Origin of the sequence: Dolichospermum sp. LEGE 00240 (genome assembly GCF_015207875.1) — a bacterium.
GTDB lineage: Bacteria > Cyanobacteriota > Cyanobacteriia > Cyanobacteriales > Nostocaceae > Dolichospermum > Dolichospermum gracile.
The window spans coordinates 41682-64668 of the sequence record NZ_JADEVZ010000025.1 but is presented as its reverse complement, the minus strand read 5'-3'; the positions used below and the strand labels follow the sequence as shown (position 1 = coordinate 64668).

The 22987-nt window shown below is 37.5% G+C and carries 20 protein-coding genes; 14 read left to right on the top strand and 6 right to left on the bottom strand.

Annotation, left to right across the window (positions count from 1 at the left end):
* Positions 1 to 319: AAA family ATPase (locus tag IQ226_RS10780; protein WP_193895246.1), on the bottom strand; the 319-nt coding region annotated here is incomplete at its 3' end.
* A 257-nt stretch (positions 320 to 576) separates the two neighbouring features.
* On the opposite strand from IQ226_RS10780, the gene IQ226_RS10775 reads away from it, so the two are divergent.
* Positions 577 to 2022: a glycoside hydrolase family 13 protein gene (locus IQ226_RS10775; protein ID WP_193895244.1), complete on the top strand. Its 1446-nt coding sequence runs from the start codon at positions 577 to 579 to the stop codon at positions 2020 to 2022.
* A gap of 106 nt (positions 2023 to 2128) precedes the next feature.
* On the opposite strand, the gene IQ226_RS10770 is transcribed toward IQ226_RS10775, so the two are convergent.
* The 3 genes from IQ226_RS10770 to xseA all read right to left on the bottom strand — a co-directional run bounded on the left by IQ226_RS10770 (position 2129) and on the right by xseA (position 5768).
* Positions 2129 to 2788 carry a hypothetical protein gene (locus IQ226_RS10770; RefSeq protein WP_193895242.1) on the bottom strand — a complete coding sequence of 220 codons (660 nt, stop codon included), beginning with the start codon at positions 2786 to 2788 and terminating at the stop codon, positions 2129 to 2131.
* A gap of 341 nt (positions 2789 to 3129) precedes the next feature.
* Positions 3130 to 4479, bottom strand: coding sequence for an NYN domain-containing protein (locus tag IQ226_RS10765; RefSeq protein WP_193895240.1), 1350 nt, complete (start codon positions 4477 to 4479; stop codon positions 3130 to 3132).
* Between the two features lie 68 nt (positions 4480 to 4547).
* Positions 4548 to 5768 (bottom strand): exodeoxyribonuclease VII large subunit, encoded by a 1221-nt coding sequence (gene xseA, locus IQ226_RS10760; protein ID WP_193895238.1) that lies wholly within the window; start codon positions 5766 to 5768, stop codon positions 4548 to 4550.
* A 192-nt stretch (positions 5769 to 5960) separates the two neighbouring features.
* Between xseA and IQ226_RS10755 the strand changes: the two genes are divergently transcribed.
* Positions 5961 to 6248 (top strand): DUF4090 family protein, encoded by a 288-nt coding sequence (locus IQ226_RS10755; protein WP_193895236.1) that lies wholly within the window; start codon positions 5961 to 5963, stop codon positions 6246 to 6248.
* 227 nt (positions 6249 to 6475) lie between these two features.
* Positions 6476 to 6838 (top strand): phage holin family protein, encoded by a 363-nt coding sequence (locus IQ226_RS10750; protein WP_096667447.1) that lies wholly within the window; start codon positions 6476 to 6478, stop codon positions 6836 to 6838.
* Positions 6839 to 6931: 93 nt separating this feature from the next.
* On the opposite strand, the gene IQ226_RS10745 is transcribed toward IQ226_RS10750, so the two are convergent.
* Positions 6932 to 8080, bottom strand: coding sequence for a cysteine desulfurase family protein (locus IQ226_RS10745; RefSeq protein ID WP_193895234.1), 1149 nt, complete (start codon positions 8078 to 8080; stop codon positions 6932 to 6934).
* Positions 8081 to 8221: 141 nt separating this feature from the next.
* Here IQ226_RS10745 and IQ226_RS10740 point away from each other — a divergent pair, with 141 nt between their 5' ends.
* From IQ226_RS10740 to IQ226_RS10730, 3 genes are all read left to right on the top strand, one after another.
* Entirely contained in the window at positions 8222 to 9862 is a 1641-nt protein-coding gene (locus IQ226_RS10740; protein WP_193895232.1) for a DUF655 domain-containing protein, read from the top strand.
* A gap of 29 nt (positions 9863 to 9891) precedes the next feature.
* The gene (locus IQ226_RS10735; RefSeq protein ID WP_193895250.1) at positions 9892 to 11340 is read left to right on the top strand and encodes a bifunctional orotidine-5'-phosphate decarboxylase/orotate phosphoribosyltransferase; all 1449 of its coding nucleotides are present in this window, start codon (positions 9892 to 9894) and stop codon (positions 11338 to 11340) included.
* A gap of 213 nt (positions 11341 to 11553) precedes the next feature.
* Positions 11554 to 12468, top strand: coding sequence for a hypothetical protein (locus IQ226_RS10730; RefSeq protein WP_193895230.1), 915 nt, complete (start codon positions 11554 to 11556; stop codon positions 12466 to 12468).
* Between the two features lie 197 nt (positions 12469 to 12665).
* Here IQ226_RS10730 and IQ226_RS10725 read toward each other — a convergent pair whose 3' ends face one another.
* Positions 12666 to 13364: a methyltransferase gene (locus IQ226_RS10725; RefSeq protein WP_193895229.1), complete on the bottom strand. Its 699-nt coding sequence runs from the start codon at positions 13362 to 13364 to the stop codon at positions 12666 to 12668.
* Positions 13365 to 14113: 749 nt separating this feature from the next.
* On the opposite strand from IQ226_RS10725, the gene IQ226_RS10720 reads away from it, so the two are divergent.
* From IQ226_RS10720 to IQ226_RS10685, 8 genes are all read left to right on the top strand, one after another.
* Complete coding sequence (locus tag IQ226_RS10720) at positions 14114 to 15028, top strand: hypothetical protein (RefSeq protein WP_190589214.1); 915 nt, start codon at positions 14114 to 14116, stop codon at positions 15026 to 15028.
* Positions 15029 to 15047: 19 nt separating this feature from the next.
* On the top strand, positions 15048 to 16274 hold the full coding sequence (locus IQ226_RS10715; RefSeq protein WP_193895227.1) for a macrolide family glycosyltransferase: 1227 nt from the start codon (positions 15048 to 15050) through the stop codon (positions 16272 to 16274).
* A gap of 50 nt (positions 16275 to 16324) precedes the next feature.
* Positions 16325 to 17113: a phytanoyl-CoA dioxygenase family protein gene (locus tag IQ226_RS10710; protein ID WP_193895225.1), complete on the top strand. Its 789-nt coding sequence runs from the start codon at positions 16325 to 16327 to the stop codon at positions 17111 to 17113.
* 120 nt (positions 17114 to 17233) lie between these two features.
* Positions 17234 to 17770, top strand: a complete 537-nt coding sequence (locus IQ226_RS10705; RefSeq protein WP_193895223.1) for a bifunctional 2-polyprenyl-6-hydroxyphenol methylase/3-demethylubiquinol 3-O-methyltransferase UbiG — start codon at positions 17234 to 17236, stop codon at positions 17768 to 17770.
* A 270-nt stretch (positions 17771 to 18040) separates the two neighbouring features.
* Positions 18041 to 19405: a guanitoxin biosynthesis MATE family efflux transporter GntT gene (gene gntT / locus IQ226_RS10700; RefSeq protein ID WP_193895221.1), complete on the top strand. Its 1365-nt coding sequence runs from the start codon at positions 18041 to 18043 to the stop codon at positions 19403 to 19405.
* Between the two features lie 518 nt (positions 19406 to 19923).
* Entirely contained in the window at positions 19924 to 21117 is a 1194-nt protein-coding gene (locus IQ226_RS10695; RefSeq protein ID WP_193895219.1) for an NAD(P)/FAD-dependent oxidoreductase, read from the top strand.
* 113 nt (positions 21118 to 21230) lie between these two features.
* Positions 21231 to 21884, top strand: a complete 654-nt coding sequence (locus IQ226_RS10690; protein WP_193895217.1) for an HAD family hydrolase — start codon at positions 21231 to 21233, stop codon at positions 21882 to 21884.
* A gap of 279 nt (positions 21885 to 22163) precedes the next feature.
* On the top strand, positions 22164 to 22976 hold the full coding sequence (locus IQ226_RS10685) for a carbon-nitrogen hydrolase family protein (protein ID WP_193895248.1): 813 nt from the start codon (positions 22164 to 22166) through the stop codon (positions 22974 to 22976).
* Positions 22977 to 22987: the final 11 nt, after the last annotated feature.

The window sequence follows — 22987 nt, the reverse complement described above, 5'->3', positions numbered from 1 at the left end:
GACAGTCCCCCACCTCCTCCCTTTGCGCCTCCGCGCCTCTGCGAGAGACATCCGAAATATCAAAAGTCACAGTTACACTAGCTTCCAGCGCCGAACGCCCCTTATGTTTTTGGGCATTATTCACCAAATCCGGTAAACGTTCCGCCCGCATACCCTTAGAACTAGCCAGTCCCAAGCAAAACAGCAACGCATCAAGAATATTTGATTTTCCAGAACCATTTGGGCCAGATATGACGGTACACCCCGGTAGGAGAGGAACAGCAGTAGTCCCACCGAAGGATTTAAAATTGGTAAGTTCAACGCGCTTGACGTATACCATGAGTCACTGGTTAACTGGAAAAGAGGTTAAGTAAACAAGTGTACCAATTATTTATCCTTTCGTGACTAGGAAAGAGGGGAAATTTGGTAATTGATATGCTGTGGGTTCTGGGTATTTAATTGGTCATACTCTAAATGTATGGCGACAATATATTTTAAACGAACCACAGAGACACAGAGGACACAGAGGGAAATACAAGGGGGTTGTTTACATCTGGTTTAAAATTGCTATATGTTAAGTTGCTCATAGATGTATTTATGGAAATTCAAACGCCAGATTGGGTTAAACACGCGGTTTTCTATCAAATCTTTCCTGATAGATTTGCCAGAAGTCAACGTTCCCGTGACAGTTTCTTAAATAATAGCAATTTGGAAGCCTGGGATGCACCACCTACTCTCCAAGGTTACAAAGGTGGTGATTTATGGGGGGTGCTGGAAGAATTAGACTATATCCAAAGTTTAGGGGTGAATGCAATTTACTTTACACCCATTTTTCAATCTGCTAGTAATCATCGTTATCATACCCATGATTATTACCAAGTTGATCCGATGTTGGGGGGAAATCAAGCTTTGCGAGAATTAATAGATGCAGCCCATTCACGAAATCTGAAAATAGTTCTCGATGGCGTATTTAATCATTCTAGTCGAGGCTTTTTCTTCTTCCATGATGTATTAGAAAATGGTTCTAATTCCCCTTGGGTAAATTGGTTTAAAATTCAAGATTGGCCGCTTGCCCCTTATGATGGTAGTTTACCCGCTAATTATGATGCTTGGGCGGGGATTCGCTCTTTACCAACCTTTAATCATGATCATCCAGATGTTAAAGAATACATTATGGAAATTGCTGAATATTGGTTAGAATTTGGCATTGATGGTTGGCGGTTAGATGTGCCTTATGAAATTAAAACTCCGGGTTTTTGGCAGGAATTTCGCCAACGAGTTAAAGGTATTAATCCTCATGCTTATATTGTCGGTGAGGTTTGGACAGATGCCCGTGAATGGCTTGATGGAACGCAATTTGATGGGGTATTGAATTATTTATTTAATGAGGCTGCCATTGCCTTTGCAGTAGGCGATCGCATCGTATTAGAATTAGTAGAATCTCAGAGTTATTATCCCTATCCTGCCCTAGATGCGGCTGGTTATGCAGCCAAAATTCACCGCCTTTTAGAATTATATCCTTGGGAAATCCAACTAACTCAATTAAACGTCCTCAGTAGCCATGATACAGCCAGATTAATTAGTATTGCTAATGGTGATCAAGCAAGTGTAGAATTATGTAATCTGCTGTTATTTACTTTTCCCGGTGCGCCTAGTATTTATTATGGTGATGAAGTTGGTTTACTTGGAGGCATAGATCCAGATTGTCGCCGTGTTTTCCCCCTAAAATCTGATTGGAATCAAGACATTTTAAATACTCACAAACAATTAATTTCTATTCGTCAAAATTACCCGGCTTTACGAATTGGTAATTATCAAGTTCTTTATGCAGTAGGAACAGTTTATGTATTTGCACGAAGTTTAGAAAGTGAAGAATTAATTATTGCTGTGAATGTGGGAAGTGAATCTATCACAGTGAATATAGATTGTCGTAATTTGCCAAATAAACCACATCAAGTTTTATTTGGCAATGGGGAAATTACATGGAAAGATAACAATGTTTCTTTAACTATTCCTCCCCGTAGCGGCTTGATTTGCGGATAAGAGGATGTTTGAAAAGTGGTATTTTATAGCACTGAAACGACCAAATATCCTGCGTACAGATGATGGTTAATTTGTACAGTGCGTAAGTCCTATTGTCTATGAATTTTCAATTTTTAATTGTTGAAGGTTGGGTGTGATTTTGGAATAAAGGGCGCACAATTAAATACCCAGCCGCAAAACCAGTTATCATGATGAATATAATAGTTACTATCAGCCACCAACCATTTAATCCTTTACCCTCAGACTGAGATTGGGGATAGTAGCGAACTTCCTGTTCTTCTATAAATACTGTTTCTGATCCTGGCAAGTTTATATTCGTCCTTGGTGCGGCGGACTCCTGACGACGGTTTTGAGGAGGGGTTGGTTTTGTTGCTGTTTTCGGTCGGAGACGATTTGTTTGCAGACGCGGAGATAATGTGGTAACAGTTGGCTTATGTGTGTGTTTTACCTCGTGATCATGGTCAGGTGTCGGCTGAGGTTGAGGCGGATATTTAACTTCATGATCAGATGGAGATGATGCGGGAGAACTGGGTGATGATGTACTAACTAGCTTTTGCAGTTCTAAGCAAGACTGAATCACTTTAGTAATTTCTTGACGCAGTTGTTGGTTTTCCTGGACTAATTTCTGATTATGACTGGTAATAACATCCAATTTGGATTGGACTGCTTGTAACTCCACTGTCAACTCTCGATAAACACAAAGGGGAACAGAAGGGGAGTAACTATTAGGTAGTTGGTTGTAGTGAGATTCTGTAGTTGTTTTCATGGAGATTTTAGTATCAAAATACGGTGGCTAGAGTAAGGGTACACAACACCAGAATATAATTATTTATGAGATTATGCCCAAGAATAATAGAAAAATGCACAAAAGGCAAAGACGGGGAAAAATATCAGGAGTTGAGAATAAAAAAAGAAGCAAGAAGGGTTAAATAATGAAAACATCAGTATATTAACTGATTTATGTGATTAATACAACATTTAATCAATAAATTTATGTGATCAATAATTCGGAAATCGGAAAAAGTGTCCTCCTGGTCCTTGTCCTTTGCCATTCCTGTTCCCTGTTCCCTTACCACACAAGTAAATTCACAGAATCAAACCGGATTCCTATAGTTCCGACTTCTTAACACCTACCTCCCATCTTTTACCTACCTGCTGAATTTGCAAAGAATTACAAGAATGTAAAAACTTCACAAAACTACCACCAATCTGCAATTGTTTTATTTGTTCCGTAATCGGTTGACCATATTGCTGATAAAACTTACTACCCAAAATACTAATATCCACAAATCGCCGATTATCTGATTTACTTAAATCTATCAAAATATTTTTGATTGCTTGTTCTAAATCTGCGGCAGAACTAATAGCAGATAATCCGCTTGATATTGTAGCTTGTACATGATCTTGACCATCTCCCGACTGGATTTGTTGATGTTCAAAGATTGTGACATATAATTCAGATTTTTCATCAATTTGATGAATGACAATCTCAGATGGATAGTTAATAAATACATCTTTGGCTTTTTTGCCAGGAAAATGATGAGCAATAATTTGACTAATAGTTAATTGATGTTTGCTTTTAAATAATTTAGACAGAATCGAAAGTTTCACCCAATAACTAGCAGTTTGCTTTTGTTGTAATTTAATCAAGCCCTTGATTTGAAAAATAAACTGTTCTATAGAAGGTATTTCTGGCACAGGTTTCAGAGAATAATTAACAGTTTCACTGGTTGCACTATTAAATACCTTAATATTTTCTCCATGTTGACTAACTTGATAAACTAATATCCCATTTTGCTGTAACGTATTACATAAGTTGGTCATTACCTTATCTGAGGAACAAACAAACACTTCCTTAACATTAGGATAGCGTTCATGAATAGAAGAACCCACCGCAATCATTTTCCCATCAGCATTATCTCTACCAGCAGGAACATGAATTAAATCATAGCCACGTTCATGTAATTCTACATCCAATTTTCCGCGATTTGACCAATTAGCAAAAGCAATTTTAACTTGTACAGGAGAATGACAAATTGTAGTTAAAAACTTTTCAGTATTCGCGTTCAGTTGTAGGTTTTCTGCATCTAAAAGTAAAATAGTTATATTTACAGACTGTCGTTGGAGTAAATGATTAGCATTTACATCAATATTTTCGGAATTTAACTGCTCAATATCAGATATTAAATCTGATATTATTTGTGAATTAAAAGCTGCGGGAACAAGCACTGCTTTAAGTGATGATTGCAGTTTTTGTAATAATTCATCCCAGCTTTGAGTTTGGCTGAGTATAGCTCTAAATTTTGCACTCAAAGCCGATTTATTTGTAGATATTTGCCAGTTAATAGTTCGATATTTTGCAATCAATAATTCCGGTTGCTGTTGTTGAATAGCAATAATTGATTGACAAATCTCGACAGAAATTTTTTGTAGTAAGGCAGAATCATGATAGGACATAGCTTACATCGTACAGTAGAGCATCCTGGGCGTAAAGTCTGAAGTCTGAAAATATACTTTTCCAAAATTTAACCTTCAGTAACTTCTATAACTTTAACTGTTACCTTACCTTGTGCCAACTGAATCACTAAATTTTCTCCTATAGTTAATTCTGATACAGAACGAGGAATTACACCATTTTCTGTTATCACTACCGCGTAACCACGCTGTAATACAGATTGAGGGTCAATAATAGCCAATTTTTGGCGTAACATTTCTAAGTGTTGGCTGGCTTGTTGTAATTTTCCCGTTGTTACTTGTAATAATTGCCGCTGTTGCCAAGATAACTTGTCTCTTTCCTGTTCTACTTGTCTATCTAGGCGCAATTGACGCAACCGATGTTTTAATCCTTGAAGTTGCTTTTCCCTAGCTGCTAATGATGAATTGACGGCTGTACACAAGCCGATAATTCGCTGTTGGTGTTGAATTTGTAAATCAGACAGTGACGGGACAACTGTTTCCGCTGCGGCTGTTGGTGTATGTACCCATGAATCAGCAACTAAATCTGTTAAGGATTCATCCCTTTGGTGTCCAATTCCTGTTATTATTGGTATTGGACAATTAGCAACAGCCATAACGACTCTTTCATCATTAAAACAAGCTAGTTCTTCAACAGCACCACCACCTCTGGATAAAATTAATACTTCCGCACGACCATCTTTTTTGACTCTTTCAATGGCTTTAACGATAGATGCTGGTGCTTGTTCACCTTGCACTGTCGCGGGAGAAAATAAGATGTGTAAGCCGGGATATCTATGTTTGAGGGTTTTTTGAATATCACCCCAAGCCGCTGCTGTTGGGGACGTAACGACAGCGATAATTTGTGGATGTGGGGGAATATATTTCTTTCTTTCTATATCAAATAGTCCCTCAGCCTGTAAGCGATTTTTTAGTTGTTGATAGCGTAACGCCTGTAAACCTACACCCGCAGGTAAGGCTTGCCACACTGTTAATTGATACTCTCCCCGTTGTGGATAAATGCGAATACTGCCTAAAATAATTAACTGTTCGCCAGCCACAGGCATTTGTGCCAATTTTGGTACTTGACTTTTCCAAGCTACGCACTTAATAGAGGCTGTACTATCCGTATCTTTTAGTGTAAAAAATAATCCACTTTGGTGATAATTGGCGCTGGAAACTTCCCCAGTTACCCACACTTGTCTGAGAATTTCATCTTGTTCTAAGAGTAATTTTAGGTAGTCGGTTAATCCAGTTACGGAAAGGGCGGTATTAGGAAAGTCAAAGATCATCCGATTTTAGATTTTAGATTTTGGATTAATTCTACTAAGAGAACTCCACAAAAAAGATGAACTGCTTGCAGCAGCCCTTCGCTATCCAACCTTGTGGGATGTGGGATGGGCATCTTGCCCGTCCTTGTATTTACAGTGCTTGAGGAGGCATTCCCTGATAATATATTTCCATATCTTTGAAAATAGGTTACTATGACTACTGAAACGACTACTGGTGCTGATGCTATTGATCAAGCGATCGCCAAAGGAATTGATTTTGATGGCTCTCCTATTCCCACAGCCAAGTTAGAATTGTACAGTCAGGTCATGGGGTTAGAAGCCAATAGACAACGCAGCGGTGTCTCCAATACCATGCGTTCTCGCATCGTTCGGATTGGTGCTAAACATATCCCCCAAGCTGAACTTGATCAAAAGCTGATTGAAGCTGGTTTTGCACCCTTAAAAGAAAAGGAAGTTGCTTTTTTCTACGGTGGTAAGTAAAAGACAAAGAATTCCGTGCAAAAGTCAGATCCCCGACTTCTTAGAGAAGTCGGGGATCTGGTGGTTTATAGTAAACCTAAAGATATCTAGAATAAATTTCAGTTCTAGTGAGAAATTCTGCTAATTTATAAATAATTGGTTAAGCTACGAAGATTTTTAGATCAAGAAACCAAGTCAACCAGGTAATTTATCGTCATATCAACATTCACGTTTCAGGGGTTCTGGTAATGGATATTACGACGCTGCTAATTGTTTGGTTAGTAACGGCTGTTAGTTTGTGGATTATTAGTAAATTACCTTTAGGAGTGGAAATTGATTCTCCTGAAAAGGCAATTTTTTCCGCCGCAGTTTTAGGTATTATTACAGCGCTAGTTAAGCCAGTTCTCAAGGTTTTGTTTGTGATACCAAATTTAGCCACCTTTGACTTATTATCTGGTATCTTTACTTTCATGATTGCTGTTGCTTGTTTTAGTATTGCTGCTTGGTTAGTAGATGGTTTTCGGTTACGTTTTGGCATTTGGAGTGCAATTTTAGGTGCTTTTGCGCTTACTCTTGTCAATAACATTATCTACAAATTATTAGGTGTTTAATTGGTAACTGGTAATTGGTAATTGGTAATTGCTTACTATCACCTATTCGTTATATTATCAATACGAATAATTAAGACATCTAATTTCCGAAAGTTAACTGGGGATTAATCTCTGCAAAATCTGTTTCACAACTATCCCAGTCCAATCAATATCGGCTGCTGTTGTCTGTTTTCCTAAAGTTAATCTAATTCCACACAAAGCTGCTTTGGGAGAATATCCCATAGCTAACAAAATGGGACTAGGTTTTAATTTGCCACTATTGCAAGCCGCACCAGCACTAATACCAATTCCGGCTAAATTTAACTGTCTTACTAAGGTTTTACCGCTGATTTTTTCTCCGTCGGCTGCTTCTAAATAAAAGCTGAGATGATGGGGTAAACGATGAATCTTGTCACCTGTGGGTATTAAACCCGGAACATCTGCTAGAATGGCAAAGAGGCGATCGCGCAATAAGATCAATCTCTCTCTTTCCGTCTCTAATTCCTGTGCTGCTAACTCCGCAGCTACTCCAAATCCAGCAATAGCGGGTGTTGCTTGCGTCCCTGAACGCAGTCCGTTCTCCTGTCCACCCCCACCCAGCAGCGGCATTAATGCCACTCCAGAACGCACATATAACGCCCCTGCACCCAAACCACCATAGATTTTATGACTAGATAGACTCAATAAATCTACAGGTAATGTCTGCACATCTATGGGTAAACGTCCAGCAACTTGCACTGCATCTGTGTGAAATAAAGCGCCGTGTGTTTTCGTGATTTTTCCCAATTCTCCAATTGGTTGGACTGTTCCTATTTCGCTTTGTCCATAAATCACAGATACCAACACGGTGTTATCTCGCAAAGCTGCGGTTAAATCTGCGGGGTTAACTCTTCCGTGATGATTTACACCCAAACGGGTAACTTCCCAACCCCAATTTTCTAACATTTTCGCCGGTTCAGAAATGGCGGAATGTTCTACACTGGAAATGATCATATGTTGGGGAGTATTGTAACATCGCGCCACCCCCATAATTGCTAAATTATCTGCTTCCGTTCCCCCAGAAGTGAAAATAATTGATTCAGGAACAGCATTAATTAAACCTGCTACTTGCATTCGCGCAGTTTCCACAACCAAGGCGGCGCGGTTGCCCCATTCATGTAAACTGGAAGGATTACCCCACTGTTGTGTTAAGATTTTTTGGATAATTGCGATCGCTTCTGGACGAGTGGGAGCAGTTGCACTGTAATCTAGATATATTTGCATAGTCTTGTTTTTATTTCGCGCAATCTCTCTTAGAGATCCCGCAGGGTAGACGCAAAGGAGCAAAGGCGCAGAGGAAGAAAGAAATTCAGAATGTGATATAAATACATTAAAATCTCTGTAATTTACTTTTATCAAGTTACTGTGTTTATTTTCCCACAAGTTCGCTATTTTTCTTATGTTTTTTTATTGCTATTCACTCTGACTGGTTGTGAACAAGTCCAATCATCAAACCAGCGTTTAGCACCATTACCCCAAGATCCTTTAATTCAAGTTTACTTCAATAATTCCCAATCTTCCGAATATCAAGAAACCTATCGTCAGCAAACCCGGTTAGGAGATGATTTAGAAAAGCAGATTGTTGATACTATTTCCCAAGCTAAATCTACTGTGGATATAGCTGTCCAAGAATTGCGTTTACCAAGAGTTGCCCAAATATTAGCACAAAAACAAAAATCTGGCGTAAAGATTAGGTTAATTTTAGAAAGTAATTATTCTCGTCCTTGGAGTAGTTTCACTTCCGCAGAAATAGCGAAGTTAGGAAAAAGAGAACAAGAACGATATCAAGAATTTCGGAAATTTGTGGATATCAATCAAGATAATCAAATCACACCAGCGGAAATTAGTCAACGGGATGGGTTAGCAATTATTCAAAATGCCCAAATTCCTTGGCTAGATGATACCGCTGATGGTTCAAAGGGTAGTAGTTTAATGCACCATAAGTTCGTTGTTGTTGATCATCGTTTTGTGGTTATTACTTCTGCAAATTTTACCTTCAGTGATACCTCTGGAGACTTTACAAATCCTAGCAGTTTGGGTAATGCCAATAATTTATTAAAAATTGATAGTTCTGAATTAGCAACTTTATTAACAGAAGAATTTAATATTATCTGGGGTGACGGAGTAGGAGGAAAACCAGATAGTAAATTTGGAGTTACAAAACCTGTTCGTAACCCACAAACAATTACATTGGGGAATAGCAAAATTACAATTCATTTTTCTCCAACATCTCCTACTGAACCTTGGAGTAATTCCAGTAATGGGTTAATTGCCAAAACCTTATCTGCAAGTTCAAAAACAGTTGATTTAGCATTATTTGTATTTTCCGATCAACAACTTGCCAATATTCTCGAAGAACGTCATCATCAAAATGTCCAAATTCGGGCTTTAATTGCACCACAATTTGCCTATCGTCCCTACAGTGAAGCTTTAGATATGATGGGATTTGCTTTAAGTGATAACTGTAAATATGAAGTTGATAACCGTCCTTGGAAAAATCCCATTTCTACCGTCGGAGTCCCAATTTTAGCTAAGGGTGATTTATTGCACAATAAATTTGCAGTCATTGATAGCCAAACCGTAATTACAGGTTCACATAATTGGTCAGAAGCAGCAAATAATGGCAATGATGAAACATTAATAGTGATTGAAAATCCTACAGTAGCAGCACATTATCAAAGAGAATTTAATCGCCTTTATGGTCAAATAAAACCTGGTCTACCAGCAAATGTTAAATCTAAAATAGATGCAGAAGTTAAAAAATGTCCTCAAATTAAACAACCATCATCTTTCGTAAATCCAATTACCACTAAAATTAATCTCAATACAGCAAGTCAAGCAGAATTAGAAACTCTTCCTGGTGTGGGTGAAAAGTTAGCCGAAAGAATAATTATAGCCCGTCAACAGCAAAAATTTACTTCTTTACAAGATGTTGATAAAGTACCAGGAATTAGTGCTAAAATGTTGGTAAGATGGGAAGGAATGATCACATTAACCGCAGATTAACGCATATACGGATAATCATGTTACCATTAATGAAATTTTACGATAAATTGAATGGGGCGATCGCCCAAAATCAGAGTTTACTATTTATAGGACTAGATCCTAATCCAGAAATGCTCCCTGAACGATATTCCCAGAAATCACATTCCAATAGTTTGATTGATAGTCTGTGGGATTGGTTGGAATTTACTATCTCCCAAACCACTGATTTAGTATGTGCCTATAAACCAACTCTGGGATTTTACGCAGCTTTAGGTATTCCGGGATGGGAATTACTACAACGAACTTTAAAAGCTATTCCTGCCCACATTCCGATTATATTAGATGCTAAACATAGCGATCTTAATACTAGCACAATTTTCGCTAAAACTGTTTTTGAAGAATGGCAGATTGATGCGATTACATTGAGTCCTTATGCAGGACAAGATCACGTAGCCCCCTTTTTAGTTTATCCCGATAAAGCCGTTTTTATTTTGTGTACAACTTCTAATCCAGGTGCGGCAATTTTACAGCAATACCCTACAGCCGAATCCCCTTTTTATTTACAAGTAGTTAAAGAAGCAAAAAACTGGGGAACACCTGAACAACTAGGTTTAGAAGTAGGAACTATTCAGCCAGATATTTTAGCAAAAATTCGCAAAGAAGCACCAGAAAGAGTAATTTTAGCCCGCAGCATCTGGTCTGAAGGTGGTAATCTTAAAAACTTGCTATCAGCGGGATTAAATTATAATGGTGATGGGTTACTTCTTCCCGTTTCTCAAGATATGTTAGGAAGTGAAAATCTATCTACACAACTGCAATCTTTAAGGGTGGAAATTAATCATCTCAGAACTGAAATTTCCCAGGAAAACTCCACTTGTTCCGTCTGGTTTCCTGATGTTTGTTTGTTAAATAAACACCCGCTTTTAGATTTAATTCTACAACTTTATGACATTGGTTGTATCATGTTTGGTGAATTTGTCCAAGCTTCTGGAGCTACCTTTCCCTATTATATAGACCTCCGCAAAATCATTTCCAATCCCCAAATATTTCATCAGATAGTAATTGCTTATGCAGAGATTCTTAAAGACCTAACTTATGATAGAATAGCGGGTATTCCTTATGGTTCTTTACCTACTGCTACTGGATTATCATTACATCTAAATTCCCCGATGATTTTTCCCCGCAAAGAAGTAAAAGCGCACGGAACCCGCAAGGTAATAGAAGGTAATTTTAATCCTGGAGAAGTTGTTGTCGTTGTTGACGATATTCTGATCAGTGGTAAAAGCGTAATGGAAGGAGCAGAAAAGTTAAAATATGCAGGATTAAATGTCAATGATATCGTAGTATTTATGGATCATGAACAAGGTGTAAAAGACAGATTGCGAGAAAATGGTTATCAAGCACACGCAGTTTTAACAATTTCTGAAATCACAGAAACTTTATATGCAGCAGGACGTATTAGTGAGGAACAATTTAAAACTTTATCTGAAATAAATTAGACATTTATTCTCAAGATAGTTAGACAAGACTGATTCAATAATTAGGATTTTGTGGTAAACTGTAGTTAAAATAGTTAGATATGGGAATCTTCAATAATTTCCCAACAACAAAATACCCGACTTCTCTAAGCAGTCGGTTATCTGAAACTCTAGATGTTTAAAAATAAAGCTTAGTAATTTTTATCACCAATCAAAACAGGAACAAATTTCTTAATGAATGCCATACGTTTTCATCATTCCCTAGTTAATAAAAAAATTCCTATCCTTGTTGATAGCACTCATCTTAATTATTATTTTCAGGAGCAAGGATATCAAACTATTTTATTTGATGATTACGATTTTGCTAGTCAACAACTAGTATTTGCTGTAATTTCGGATTATAGTTATCATGATCGACTTATACAGCTATCTCATACCTCCAAAAGTACGATTATCCATCTACTAGCAGTTAGGTATGATACAAATCCTCAAATCATCGCTTATTCATTCGAGCAACTTCTCTCTTGTGATTTAACACAAGTATTAGAGTTAAGAGCTAAAACTTATGAGCAAATTGCTGAAGTGGAAGATGAATTATATTTATCTGATCATAGAGGCACTAAATTAACGTGCTTATTGTCAGAAAATTTAGAAGTTATAAATACTGAAGATGATTTAGAACCAGGATGGTTTTACTCAATTTCGGAAATGCTAGAAAGCGGAATAGTCAATATTAAAAGTGATAAATCAAGTTTTTCACTAGATGGAACTTTCTTTTTTGATGGCATAATTCACGCTTGTGCAAACCCACGAGTGAGAGAACGTCACCAGGATGCTTTGACATATTTACTTGAGAAGGTCAATTCAAGTCAAGAAAAATATATTCATATCGAAGATAATACTATAACTCATCTCATTTTAGATGGTAGGGATGAAACTTCCATATTACTGGAAATGGATTATGGTTTAGAACGTAACTTGAGTTTTACTGAGATAGGCTTTGGCTGTAACAAAAATATTGAAAAAAATCTGAATTGGCAGATAAACTCCATTATGAATCAAGGAGTATATGGAACGCACATAGGCATAGGTATGGCACAGAAGTCTCCTTATATTGATTTTATTTCTCAAAGCATAAAGATTATTTAATGCCGATAAATTGCCATCTTATGTAAGCTGTCCCATAACTCCGTACAAATGTGACTTATAACTATCTTATGTTACTTTCCCTAAATGAAATGATGTAACCCTTGCTATATAAGAGTTTTAGTTTAAAGCAATGATTACATCTATCGGATTGGAAAATAAAGCCAGAAACCCAGATCCAGTAAAAGTTGTGTCAATTTTTATGCTTTTGATCTCTCAAACATTGGATCGAATAGGACAACACCATGAAGATAAGGAAACATAGCCTGAGTTGGAAGACGGTCTTGGTTTTTCACAAAAACATACCAAGTTTGTCTAGGACGAAACCAGGGGATAGAGATTCCTACCAGTCCGGCATCTTGTGCTAACTTTTTAATTGTGGCTGGTCTAATTGTTACACACAAAGGGTATTCCCAACCATCTCCTTCCATGTCGGTATCTCCCTCCATAAAAGTAGCAACGATAAGACCATCAGGTTTCAAATGTTTAGCAAAGTTCTGAAAACAAAGATCTACTAAATTAGTCCTAGTATGAGTTAATACGGATTGTGCGAGGATAAAATCAAAATCGGTTTCAAATTCAGCTAAAGAGAACTGATCGTTATAACTAAAACACGGTTTTTTGATGCGAAGCAGATCCTCTCCAACTTGGAACTTTATAGCATCCTCGATTAACCACTTGTTGGGTTCTACCCCGTAATAACAACCTTCATCAAGATAAGGTAGAAACAGCCGACCTGCACGGAGCGAACCACAGCCAAAATCAAGCAATTTATGCTGAGATCGGAGACCTAGTGTACAAAGCAAGCGAAATTGAGACGCTCCCATGAAATCGTACTCTTTTGCTGGTCCTACATAATCATTGTAGTTTTCTCCAGCAGTTATTTTTAGATTCGCCATTGATATTTTTAAATTAATAAAGGTATTTTGCTAGGATAGCAGGCTACGAGTTGATCATATCCAAGTAATTTCAGGAATCAAACCGGATATTTATATGATGATTAATACGCTTTTTGTCATCAGCTTATTCTATTAATAATTTACCAGTAATAGTCATACCCAAACGCTGAAGATAATTGGCAAATAAACCATAAAAGTCAATGCTTATAGGCTGAATATTAGTCACGAGAAGGCAGAGCTTGTTAGAATAACGAGATAATACAAGTTATATGCATTGGCCTAGTTATATTGTGCAAGCGGACTGTGATATAAAGGGTTTTTTTGACTTAAAAACTGCAAATTAAACGTTAATTACCTAATCCATCTTTATTTATTAAAAAATGTAAACATTTTGGACATTGATCTTGTTAAATCAAACTGATGCTGATATGGTAATATCAACGAGTAAAAAAACAACTCGCAAATTAGTAGCTAAAATTGCAAATTTTCAGGAGCAACTAAAATGAACGCTAAGAAAACACAAAAACGTAAACTTGAACAAGTTAACAAAGAAACCCGCAGCAATCTGGGCAATGTTTACTGGTAAGAATTTGCTGAAAATTACTTAGTAATGTAAGTATTTACAGGTTCTAAGACTAGTCTAAGCACTTGGACAACAATTCTAAGAATTGTTGTCCAAACTTATTAATTTTTCACACTTAATTAAGATATCTTGAAGACAATAAAGTTTTGTAATTCGTTAAATAAATATGCACATCTTAGAGTTTTATCAAGCTTTTCTTCAAAGACAGATGCCAATTATTGTTGATAGTAATGAAATTCATACTTACTCTCAGGAGCAAGGATATAAAACTATTTTTTTTGATGATTATGACTTTAAGAGTAAACAAACAGCCTTTTTAATCTTTTCAGATTATAGCTACTATTACAAACTTAAACAACTCTGGCATGATTCTCAAAGTACCATAGTACATTTACCAGCAGTAAAATTTGATGGGAGCTTACCTGTAATTGAATATTCTTTTAATCAGCTATTATCAGGTGATATTGAACAAGCATTAGCAATTCGAGATATTTTATATGATAAAATAGCTGAAAGTGAAAGTGAGTTATATTTATCAGACTCAAGAGGAAGCAAGCTCAAATGCTCTTTAGGTGAGAATATAGAAATAGCTAATGCTGATGTGGAACTGGAGTCAGGATGGTTTTACTCTGTGGCTGAGTTCTGGGAAAGTTCAGTAGTGAATACAAAAGCAAATAAATCCAGCTTTTCTGTAGATGGAACTTTCTATTTTGATGGTATATTAACCCAAACTACAACTCAAGAAACAAAAGATTATAATTGGCAGCCTTTGCAATATATTACAGATAGGGTGAAATTAAGTCAAGAAAAATATCTAGAAGTAGAAGATAATGTCATAACTCATCTGATCATAGATGGTAAAGATGAGACTGCTGTATTATTAGATATGACTTACAACTTAGAAAGAGGTTTAAATCTGACAGAAATAGCCTTTGGTGCTAATAAAAAGATTGAGGAAACAATTGATTGGTCAATAAATTCAGTTGTTAACGAAGGTATATATGGAACTCATGTAGGGATAGGAATGGCACAAAAAGCTCCCCATATTGACTTTATTTCTCAGGCTTTGAAGTGGGTTTAATTACTGAGGATTTACTATTATGGCTGATATTGCTTTCTTTGATCTTCCTAGTTACACCCGGATTGATACAACTCTAGGTTTAATTCAAGAACTCGCTCATAGAGGAGAAAAAATAGATTATTATTACTTCGATGAATTTCGAGATAAAATTGAATCAGCAGGTGCTAGATTTCAACCACTTCCTAGCATGAAACCTCCAGATTCAGATCCGACACTGCAATCGCGGTTGATAGAATATTGCTTAGATGCTGTACCAATTTTATTAGAAAATTTAAAAGTCAACCGCCCCAAATTAATTATTTTTCATGCTAAATGCTTATGGGCTGCTATCTGTGCGGATTTACTGAATATATCTAGCGTTTGCTTCCATACAAATTTTCTTCTACCACCTCATTTTTTGCCTCCATTACCATTGTTATTAGCAGCCTACCCGATTAATGATATTGTTAAACATTTACAAAGATTTTACCGACATCAACGACTTTGGCAGCAATTAACCCAAAAGTATGCAATAAAGGCGATTAGCAAAAAAGATGTATTTCAACTACAACCAAATTCTATGAATTTGCGAGGAGATTTAAATATTGTTTATACATCGGAAATGTTTCAGATCCAGCGTTCATATTTTGATGCCAATTATATTTTTACAGGACCTTGCTACAGTGAGAGAGCAGTTGATTCTCAATTTCCTTTACTAAAGAGTGCAGAAAAACCAATTATTTATATTTCACTAGGATCGGTGACATTATATAATTCTAAAACCTTTTTTTATCAACAATGTTTACAAGCTTTTGCAAATAGTGAGTATACGGTGGTAATGTCTGTAGGGAAATTTATAGATATTGCTGAATTGGGAAACATTCCCCCTAATTTTATTGTCAGTAACTATGTACCTCAAATGCAAGTGCTTCAACAAGCTAGTGTTTTTATTACTCATGGGGGAACTAATAGCACTTGGGAGGCATTAATTCACAAAGTACCACTGATTGTATTTCCCCAAGGAGGTGATCAATACTTAGTAGCTAATCGTGTAGAAGAATTAAATATAGGAGTATGGGTAAAACAGAAAAATATTGCTCCATTGAAATTGCGATCGCTTGTTGAACAGATTATCAAAGATGAAAAAATTCGTAGTAACGTTGATCTATTAAGTGATTCTTTGATAACATCAGGTGGCACGCAAAAAGCAGTAGATAAAATTTTAGAATTTAAACAGAGGAACAGCATTTCTCATGTTTTGCAATAGGACAAATTTTATTATCTGCATTAACTAAGTAAATTATAATTAACAGCAAAATGAAACTGACAACAGAAGCAATAAAAAGTTATGAAGAACAAGGATTTTTGTTCATTCCAGAGTGTTTTAGCCGTGAGGAAATCTCAGTAATTTGTGATCAACTTCCCATGATCATGGCTGATGAAGCAGTTGGTCGTGTTTTGGAAGATGATCAAAAAACCTTACGCACTCTCTATGGAGTTCATCTCAATAACAAAATTTTCCGAGATTTAGTCCGCCACCCTCGTCTATTGGCAGTTGCACAACAACTTTTTGCCAGTGAATTGTACGTTTTTCGCAGTAAAATCGTCATGAAGCCAGCGTTTACCGGAGGAATGTGGGGATGGCATCAAGACTCTGCATTTGCACAGTATTACGAACGAATTCCCTCACCAAAAGGAGGAAATGCTATCCTTTTCTTAGATGAAGTTAATGAATTCAATGGACCAGTATATTATATACCTGGTTCTCATCAACAGGGAATACTCGAAGCGGCAAATTCTGCTTCAACTACTAACTCATCATTAGCGATCGCTCCAGAAACGATTGCCAAATTTGCATCTGTGCAAGGAATAGTCGCACCAAAAGGTCTTGCGGGGTCGGTTTTGTTCGTACACTATGATACATTACATGGTTCCGTTGCCAATATTTCTCCCTGGGACCGCCGAAACTTTGTCATCACCTATAGCAGTATTGAAAACAGCGCCCTTCCCAACAAAGAAAGACCAGCTTTTTTATCAAATCCTGATCTCACGCCATTAATAGCTCTGAGTGAGGACGAACTTGATCGCATATTTACCCTTGGGTAAATGAACAACATTTTTTTGTCTCACGCAGAGGCGCTCCAGACGCAAAGAGGAATCAAGAGTGTGATCTAAATACATGAAAAATGCTGTAAATTAACAACAATTTATACAAATAATACAGTTATGGGTATCACTTGGAGTCGAGTCATAATGAACCGCGAAACGGCAAAGCTACTAGAGAATTTACCGTTTTCAAGATGGCGAGTATTAGAAGTTTCAGGCAAGAATTGGGAAACTTTTGGGTTTCAAGAGTATGAAAATATTCACTATCCAGAATATGATATTTGTTCTGCACCCTTGCCAAAAAAGTTTGATTTAATTATTGCAGAACAAGTTTTCGAGCATCTATTATATCCCTATCGAGCCGGTCGCAATATTATTTCCATGCTTTCCCCTGGAGGGTATTTTCTCATCTCTGTCCCTTTTTTAATAAAAATTCATAACTACCCAATAGATTGCACACGCTGGACAGAAACTGGACTCAAACACTTTCTCCATGAATGTGGATTTCCTCTAGATAACATTCAAACTGGTTCTTGGGGAAATCGCCAATGTATCATTGCTAATTTCTCTCAATGGGTCGAATATGATCCTCTTTCTCATTCCCTAGATAACGAACCAGAATTCCCCTACCACGTCTGGGCATTGGCGCATTTATAACATGAAGCTAGGGTCACTCAATTTTGGATTTACGATTTTGGATTTTGGATTTTGGATTGACTCCACCAAACAAGTGTGGAAGCTCGAAAATTTTGGATTTTGGATTTACGTTAGCGAAGCGTACGCAGCGCAGCGAGTATTTTTCTATCCTGAAGGACTGGGGTTGTACCAAATTTTTCATCTAAAATCTAAAATTTCCGGTCAATATAGCAGTTGCCAGATAGATAAGAATTTACTGAAAATATTTCCAAGAAATTAACAATTCAGAACATGAATTTTACAATCCCTGAAGAATATAACTTCCTATCTCGCTTTTACCGACTGGCATTTACAAATATTCTCTCTAGTATTGTTGTGCCATTGTCGGGTTTAATAGACCTAGCCTACTTGGGACATTTACCTGATATCCGTTACCTAGCAGGAGTTTCTTTAGCCACAATTCTTTTTAGCTACTTATATCGAGTTTTAAATTTTTTGCGTTCTTCTAGCAACGGCATGACAGCACAAGCTGTAGGAACAGATGATCCAGAAGCCATACTATTAGTATTACTCCGAAATGGTCTGATTGCTTTCGGAATAGGTACACTCATCCTCATTCTTCAGTACCCTTTACAAACAGTAGGGTTTACCTTTTTAGTCGGTGCAACAGAGGTAAAAGATGCCGGTCTTGACTATTTTCAGGCTCGTATTTGGGGCGCACCTGCGGTTTTACTCAACTTTGTCCTAGTTGGTTGGTTTTTTGGCCGAGAACTTAATATTTTTGTGGTGCTAATATCTGTAATAGAAAGCCTAACTAATGTAGTGCTGGACTACTTATTTATTATTCGCTGGGGTTGGGCTAGTACAGGGGCTGGTTTAACTACAGCCATTAGCCAGTATGTAGCATTATTCATAGGTTTAATTATAGTTTGCTTCCACATTGATTGGTCAATTGTATCAGGTGTCATCCCAAAAGTCTTGAATTGGTCAGCTATTAAAGCTACCTTCAAACTAAATAGGGATATGTTAATAAGAAGTTTGGCCGTAGTCTCTACCTTTGCCATTTTTACTGAACTCAGTTCGGCAATGGGAACAGAGATATTAGCCGAAAATACTGTTCTTATTCAAGCAGCAGCTTTGAATATGTTTGTTGTTCAAGGAGTAGGATTTGCCACCCAAAGCCTCACGGGAAACTTTAAGGGACAAGGTACATTACAGCAGCTACAACCATTACTAACTGTTAGTTTACTCACCAGTTTATTACTTTCAATTCCCATTGCTATCTTATATATTCTTTTTCCAGAAACTATATTTGGACTATTAACCAACCACACTGAAGTAACTGAAAACATTTCTTACTATGTCAGATGGTTGTTACCATTCCAAGGGTTTTTTGCAGTTACCGTAATCTTGGAAGGATTCTTCGGAGGTTTAACCGAAGGGCGAACGTTACGTAATTCTGCCCTCATTTCCTTTGGTGGAGGTTTCATACCTATGGCTATAGCTAGTTGGTATTTTCACAGTAACCATCTTTTATGGTTAGCGATGACATTATTTTCAATAACGGCTATTGTGGTATTTTCATTTAAACTATTAGATACATTTACAAATGAAATAAAAATTCCTATCGTTTCCTCTACAACTACTGAAAGTTAGGATAACTTTGCTATTACTTGAAAACCCTCGCAGGAGGGTAATTATTAACTTAACTTACGTAATATATAGCGGAATGAGATACAGTCATAAGAGGATGTTTGAAAAGTTTTTAATGTATAAATAAACCCCTCTCCAAACCTCTCCCCGACGCGGGGAGAGGCTTTGAAACACCCCTTCCCTGGTAGGGAAGGGGGCTGGGGGGTTAGGTTCTTGGAAATTATTGGTTTCATCTAATACTTTTCAAACAACCTCTTATGATATATCAATAAATAACTCTGTTAACGAAGGAGAATTTGTATTAGCGACTATGTAGTTTGTCATGGAAAACATTTAACACAGAATTATTCAATCTATTAATTCATCTGCGTTTATTTGCGTTTATCTGCGTTCAAATCTTGATTCTTAAAGCCTAATTTGCATAAAGGCAAGTATCAGGATTGTTGATTAATGGCAAGAAACCGTAATAAAACATTACACTAAAATAAACATCTGACTGGGATTTAGCGCCTAGAAAAATTATGACTCAAGCAACTACAAAAATTTGTATACTAGGTGGTGGCTTTGGTGGACTCTACACCGCCCTGCGTTTAAGCCAATTACCCTGGGAATCTACACCCAAACCTGAGATTATTTTAGTAGATCAGAGCGATCGCTTTGTCTTTTCTCCCCTGCTTTACGAACTCCTCACCAGAGAACTCCAAACCTGGGAAATCGCCCCACCATACTCAGAACTACTACAAGGAACCGGAATCCAGTTCCACCAAGCCGCTGTTTCCACAATAGACATTAACAAGCAAACAGTTCAATTACAAGATAAATCAGAACTAAATTATGACCGCTTAGTCTTAGCATTAGGTGGTGAAACACCCCTAGATTTAGTTTCCGGTGCTGTCACTCATGCTTACCCCTTCCGTACTATCACAGATGCCTACAAATTGGAAGAACGGTTGCGAACTCTCGAAGCAGCAAAGCCAGAAAAAATCCGTGTTGCCATAGTTGGTGCGGGTTACAGCGGCGTAGAATTAGCTTGTAAACTAGCAGACAGAATCGGCGAAAAAGGACGTTTTCGCCTCATTGAACTCAGCGACCAAATTCTCCGCACTTCCCCAGAATTTAACCGTGAAGCCGCCAAAAAAGCCTTAGATAGTAAAGGGGTATTTATTGACCTAGAAACTAAAGTAGCAGCAATTAATCAAGATAGCATCTCCCTAGAGTATAAAAATCAAGTAGATACCATACCCGTAGATTTAGTCATTTGGACAGTGGGAACAAAAGTTTCTCCAGTTGTCACAGCCTTACCCCTCAAGCAAAATCAACGCGGACAAATTACCACCACACCGCAATTACAGGCGCTAGAACATCCTGAAATCTTTGCTTTAGGAGATTTAGCCGACTGTCTCGACGCAGAAGGAAAACAAGTCCCCGCCACCGCCCAAGTCGCCTTTCAACAAGCTGATTATACCGCTTGGAATATCTGGGCTACGATTACTAATCGTCCTTTACTTCCCTTCCGCTATCAACCATTAGGAGAAATGATGGCTTTAGGAATAGATAACGCCACCCTGACAGGTTTAGGTGTGCAATTAGATGGTTCTTTTGCATATTTAGCCCGTCGGCTGGCCTATCTGTATCGTTTACCCACGTTAAATCATCAATTGAAAGTCGGTTTTAATTGGTTAGTTAGCCCCATAATAGAAGCCATTTCTAAGTAATTATAGATCCCCGACTTCTTGGAAAAGCCGGGGATCTATAACGGTAAACTAGACAAATTCAGATATTATTACTATGTATTTAATAACTACTGCGAACTAAAGTATTAATTATTATGAGAAAGCCCCAAGTTATCTTTGTAGATGCTGTTGGTACATTGTTTGGGATTAAAGGTAGTGTTGGGGAAATTTACCGACAAATCGCCCAAGAATTTGGTGTAGAAGTCTCTGCCCAAATTTTAGATCAAAACTTTGTCAAAAGCTTCAAAGCCTCACCACCACCAATATTCCTGGATGCAGATATCAAAGATATTCCCCAGCGTGAATATGATTGGTGGCGGATAATTGCCTTAAATACCTTTGAAGGTGCCGGTGTTCTCCAAGAATTTACCGATTTTACCGCTTTTTTTACCGAACTTTATATCCACTTTGGGACTCCTGAACCTTGGTATGTTTATCCTGATGTCACTCTAGCTTTAATGAACTGGCGACGCTTAGGAGTTGAATTAGGAGTATTATCTAATTTTGACTCTCGTTTATATTTAGTATTGCAAGGTTTAGGACTCAGAGAATATTTTTCTTCTATTACCATTTCCACTCAAGTTCGTGCCGCTAAACCAGATCCAGAAATATTTAAAATTGCTTTAAACAAGCATAAATGTTCACCTGAAGCAGCATGGCACATTGGTGACAGCATAACAGACGATTATTATGGGGCTAAATCGGCAGGAATCAGAGGCGTTTGGATTAACCGTAATCCTGCTGTTTAATTACGTAATTATACTGTATAGGTTGATGGTGTAAATTTCCTGGGAAAAATTGCATATAATGAAGACGCTTGAGTGACTTGCTTGAGCAAGGAGCAAAATTGAGCGTGAGCGAAATTAACAATGTTGGTCGGTGAGGAATAAACACTTTCTTGATTTTTTGCCAGTATTTGAGATAATTTTGAACAATAGATGTAACTCAATTAAATGCACAAATGGAATGATATGAGGATATATTTAGATATCTATAATTTTCTCAATCTACCGTTTGTTCTTGAATCTATGAAGTCTTATTTAGCCGCCGCTATTCAAATGACCAGTGTGCCTGATTTACAAAGAAATTTGGCACAAGCAGAAGAATTAATTGATTTGGCTGTGCGTCAAGGTGCAGAGTTGGTGGGTTTACCAGAAAATTTCTCTTTTATGGGGGAAGAAAAGGATAAACTAGCTCAAAGAGATGCGATCGCTCAAGCAACGGAAACATTTCTCCACAAAATGGCACAACGCTTTCAAGTTACCATTCTCGGCGGCGGCTTCCCTATCCCTGTAAATAGTAACGGTAAAGTTTATAATACAGCATTACTGATCAATGCCAACGGTCAAGAACTCGCCCGTTACCAAAAAGTCCATTTATTTGATGTCAATGTCCCTGATGGTAATACCTATCAAGAATCCAGCACCGTCATGGCTGGACTTGAATTACCTCCCGTTTATGCTTCCCCGGACTTAGGGAAAATCGGCCTTTCTATTTGCTATGATGTTCGCTTTCCCGAACTGTACCGACATTTATCCAATCAAGGCGCAGATATTTTATTTGTTCCCGCAGCCTTTACAGCTTTTACTGGTAAAGACCATTGGCAAGTATTACTCCAATCTAGGGCGATAGAAAATACCTGTTACGTTATTGCTCCCGCCCAAACTGGTACTAATTATGACCGCCGCCAAACTCATGGACACGCCATGATTATTGACCCTTGGGGTGTAATTTTAGCAGATGCCGGGGAAAAACCGGGAGTGGCGATCGCCGAAATCAAACCCACCCGACTAGAACAAGTTCGTCGCCAAATGCCATCCCTACAGCATCGCGTATTTTAACCACACCCCGG

Coding starts and splice junctions, on each gene's coding strand:
- IQ226_RS10775 (WP_193895244.1), top strand. CDS start 577: ATGGAAATTCAAACGCCAGATTGGGTTAAACACGCGGTTTTCTATCAA.
- IQ226_RS10770 (WP_193895242.1), bottom strand. CDS start 2,788: ATGAAAACAACTACAGAATCTCACTACAACCAACTACCTAATAGTTAC.
- IQ226_RS10765 (WP_193895240.1), bottom strand. CDS start 4,479: ATGTCCTATCATGATTCTGCCTTACTACAAAAAATTTCTGTCGAGATT.
- xseA (WP_193895238.1), bottom strand. CDS start 5,768: ATGATCTTTGACTTTCCTAATACCGCCCTTTCCGTAACTGGATTAACC.
- IQ226_RS10755 (WP_193895236.1), top strand. CDS start 5,961: ATGACTACTGAAACGACTACTGGTGCTGATGCTATTGATCAAGCGATC.
- IQ226_RS10750 (WP_096667447.1), top strand. CDS start 6,476: ATGGATATTACGACGCTGCTAATTGTTTGGTTAGTAACGGCTGTTAGT.
- IQ226_RS10745 (WP_193895234.1), bottom strand. CDS start 8,080: ATGCAAATATATCTAGATTACAGTGCAACTGCTCCCACTCGTCCAGAA.
- IQ226_RS10735 (WP_193895250.1), top strand. CDS start 9,892: ATGAAATTTTACGATAAATTGAATGGGGCGATCGCCCAAAATCAGAGT.
- IQ226_RS10730 (WP_193895230.1), top strand. CDS start 11,554: ATGAATGCCATACGTTTTCATCATTCCCTAGTTAATAAAAAAATTCCT.
- IQ226_RS10725 (WP_193895229.1), bottom strand. CDS start 13,364: ATGGCGAATCTAAAAATAACTGCTGGAGAAAACTACAATGATTATGTA.
- IQ226_RS10720 (WP_190589214.1), top strand. CDS start 14,114: ATGCACATCTTAGAGTTTTATCAAGCTTTTCTTCAAAGACAGATGCCA.
- IQ226_RS10715 (WP_193895227.1), top strand. CDS start 15,048: ATGGCTGATATTGCTTTCTTTGATCTTCCTAGTTACACCCGGATTGAT.
- IQ226_RS10710 (WP_193895225.1), top strand. CDS start 16,325: ATGAAACTGACAACAGAAGCAATAAAAAGTTATGAAGAACAAGGATTT.
- IQ226_RS10705 (WP_193895223.1), top strand. CDS start 17,234: ATGGGTATCACTTGGAGTCGAGTCATAATGAACCGCGAAACGGCAAAG.
- gntT (WP_193895221.1), top strand. CDS start 18,041: ATGAATTTTACAATCCCTGAAGAATATAACTTCCTATCTCGCTTTTAC.
- IQ226_RS10695 (WP_193895219.1), top strand. CDS start 19,924: ATGACTCAAGCAACTACAAAAATTTGTATACTAGGTGGTGGCTTTGGT.
- IQ226_RS10690 (WP_193895217.1), top strand. CDS start 21,231: ATGAGAAAGCCCCAAGTTATCTTTGTAGATGCTGTTGGTACATTGTTT.
- IQ226_RS10685 (WP_193895248.1), top strand. CDS start 22,164: ATGAAGTCTTATTTAGCCGCCGCTATTCAAATGACCAGTGTGCCTGAT.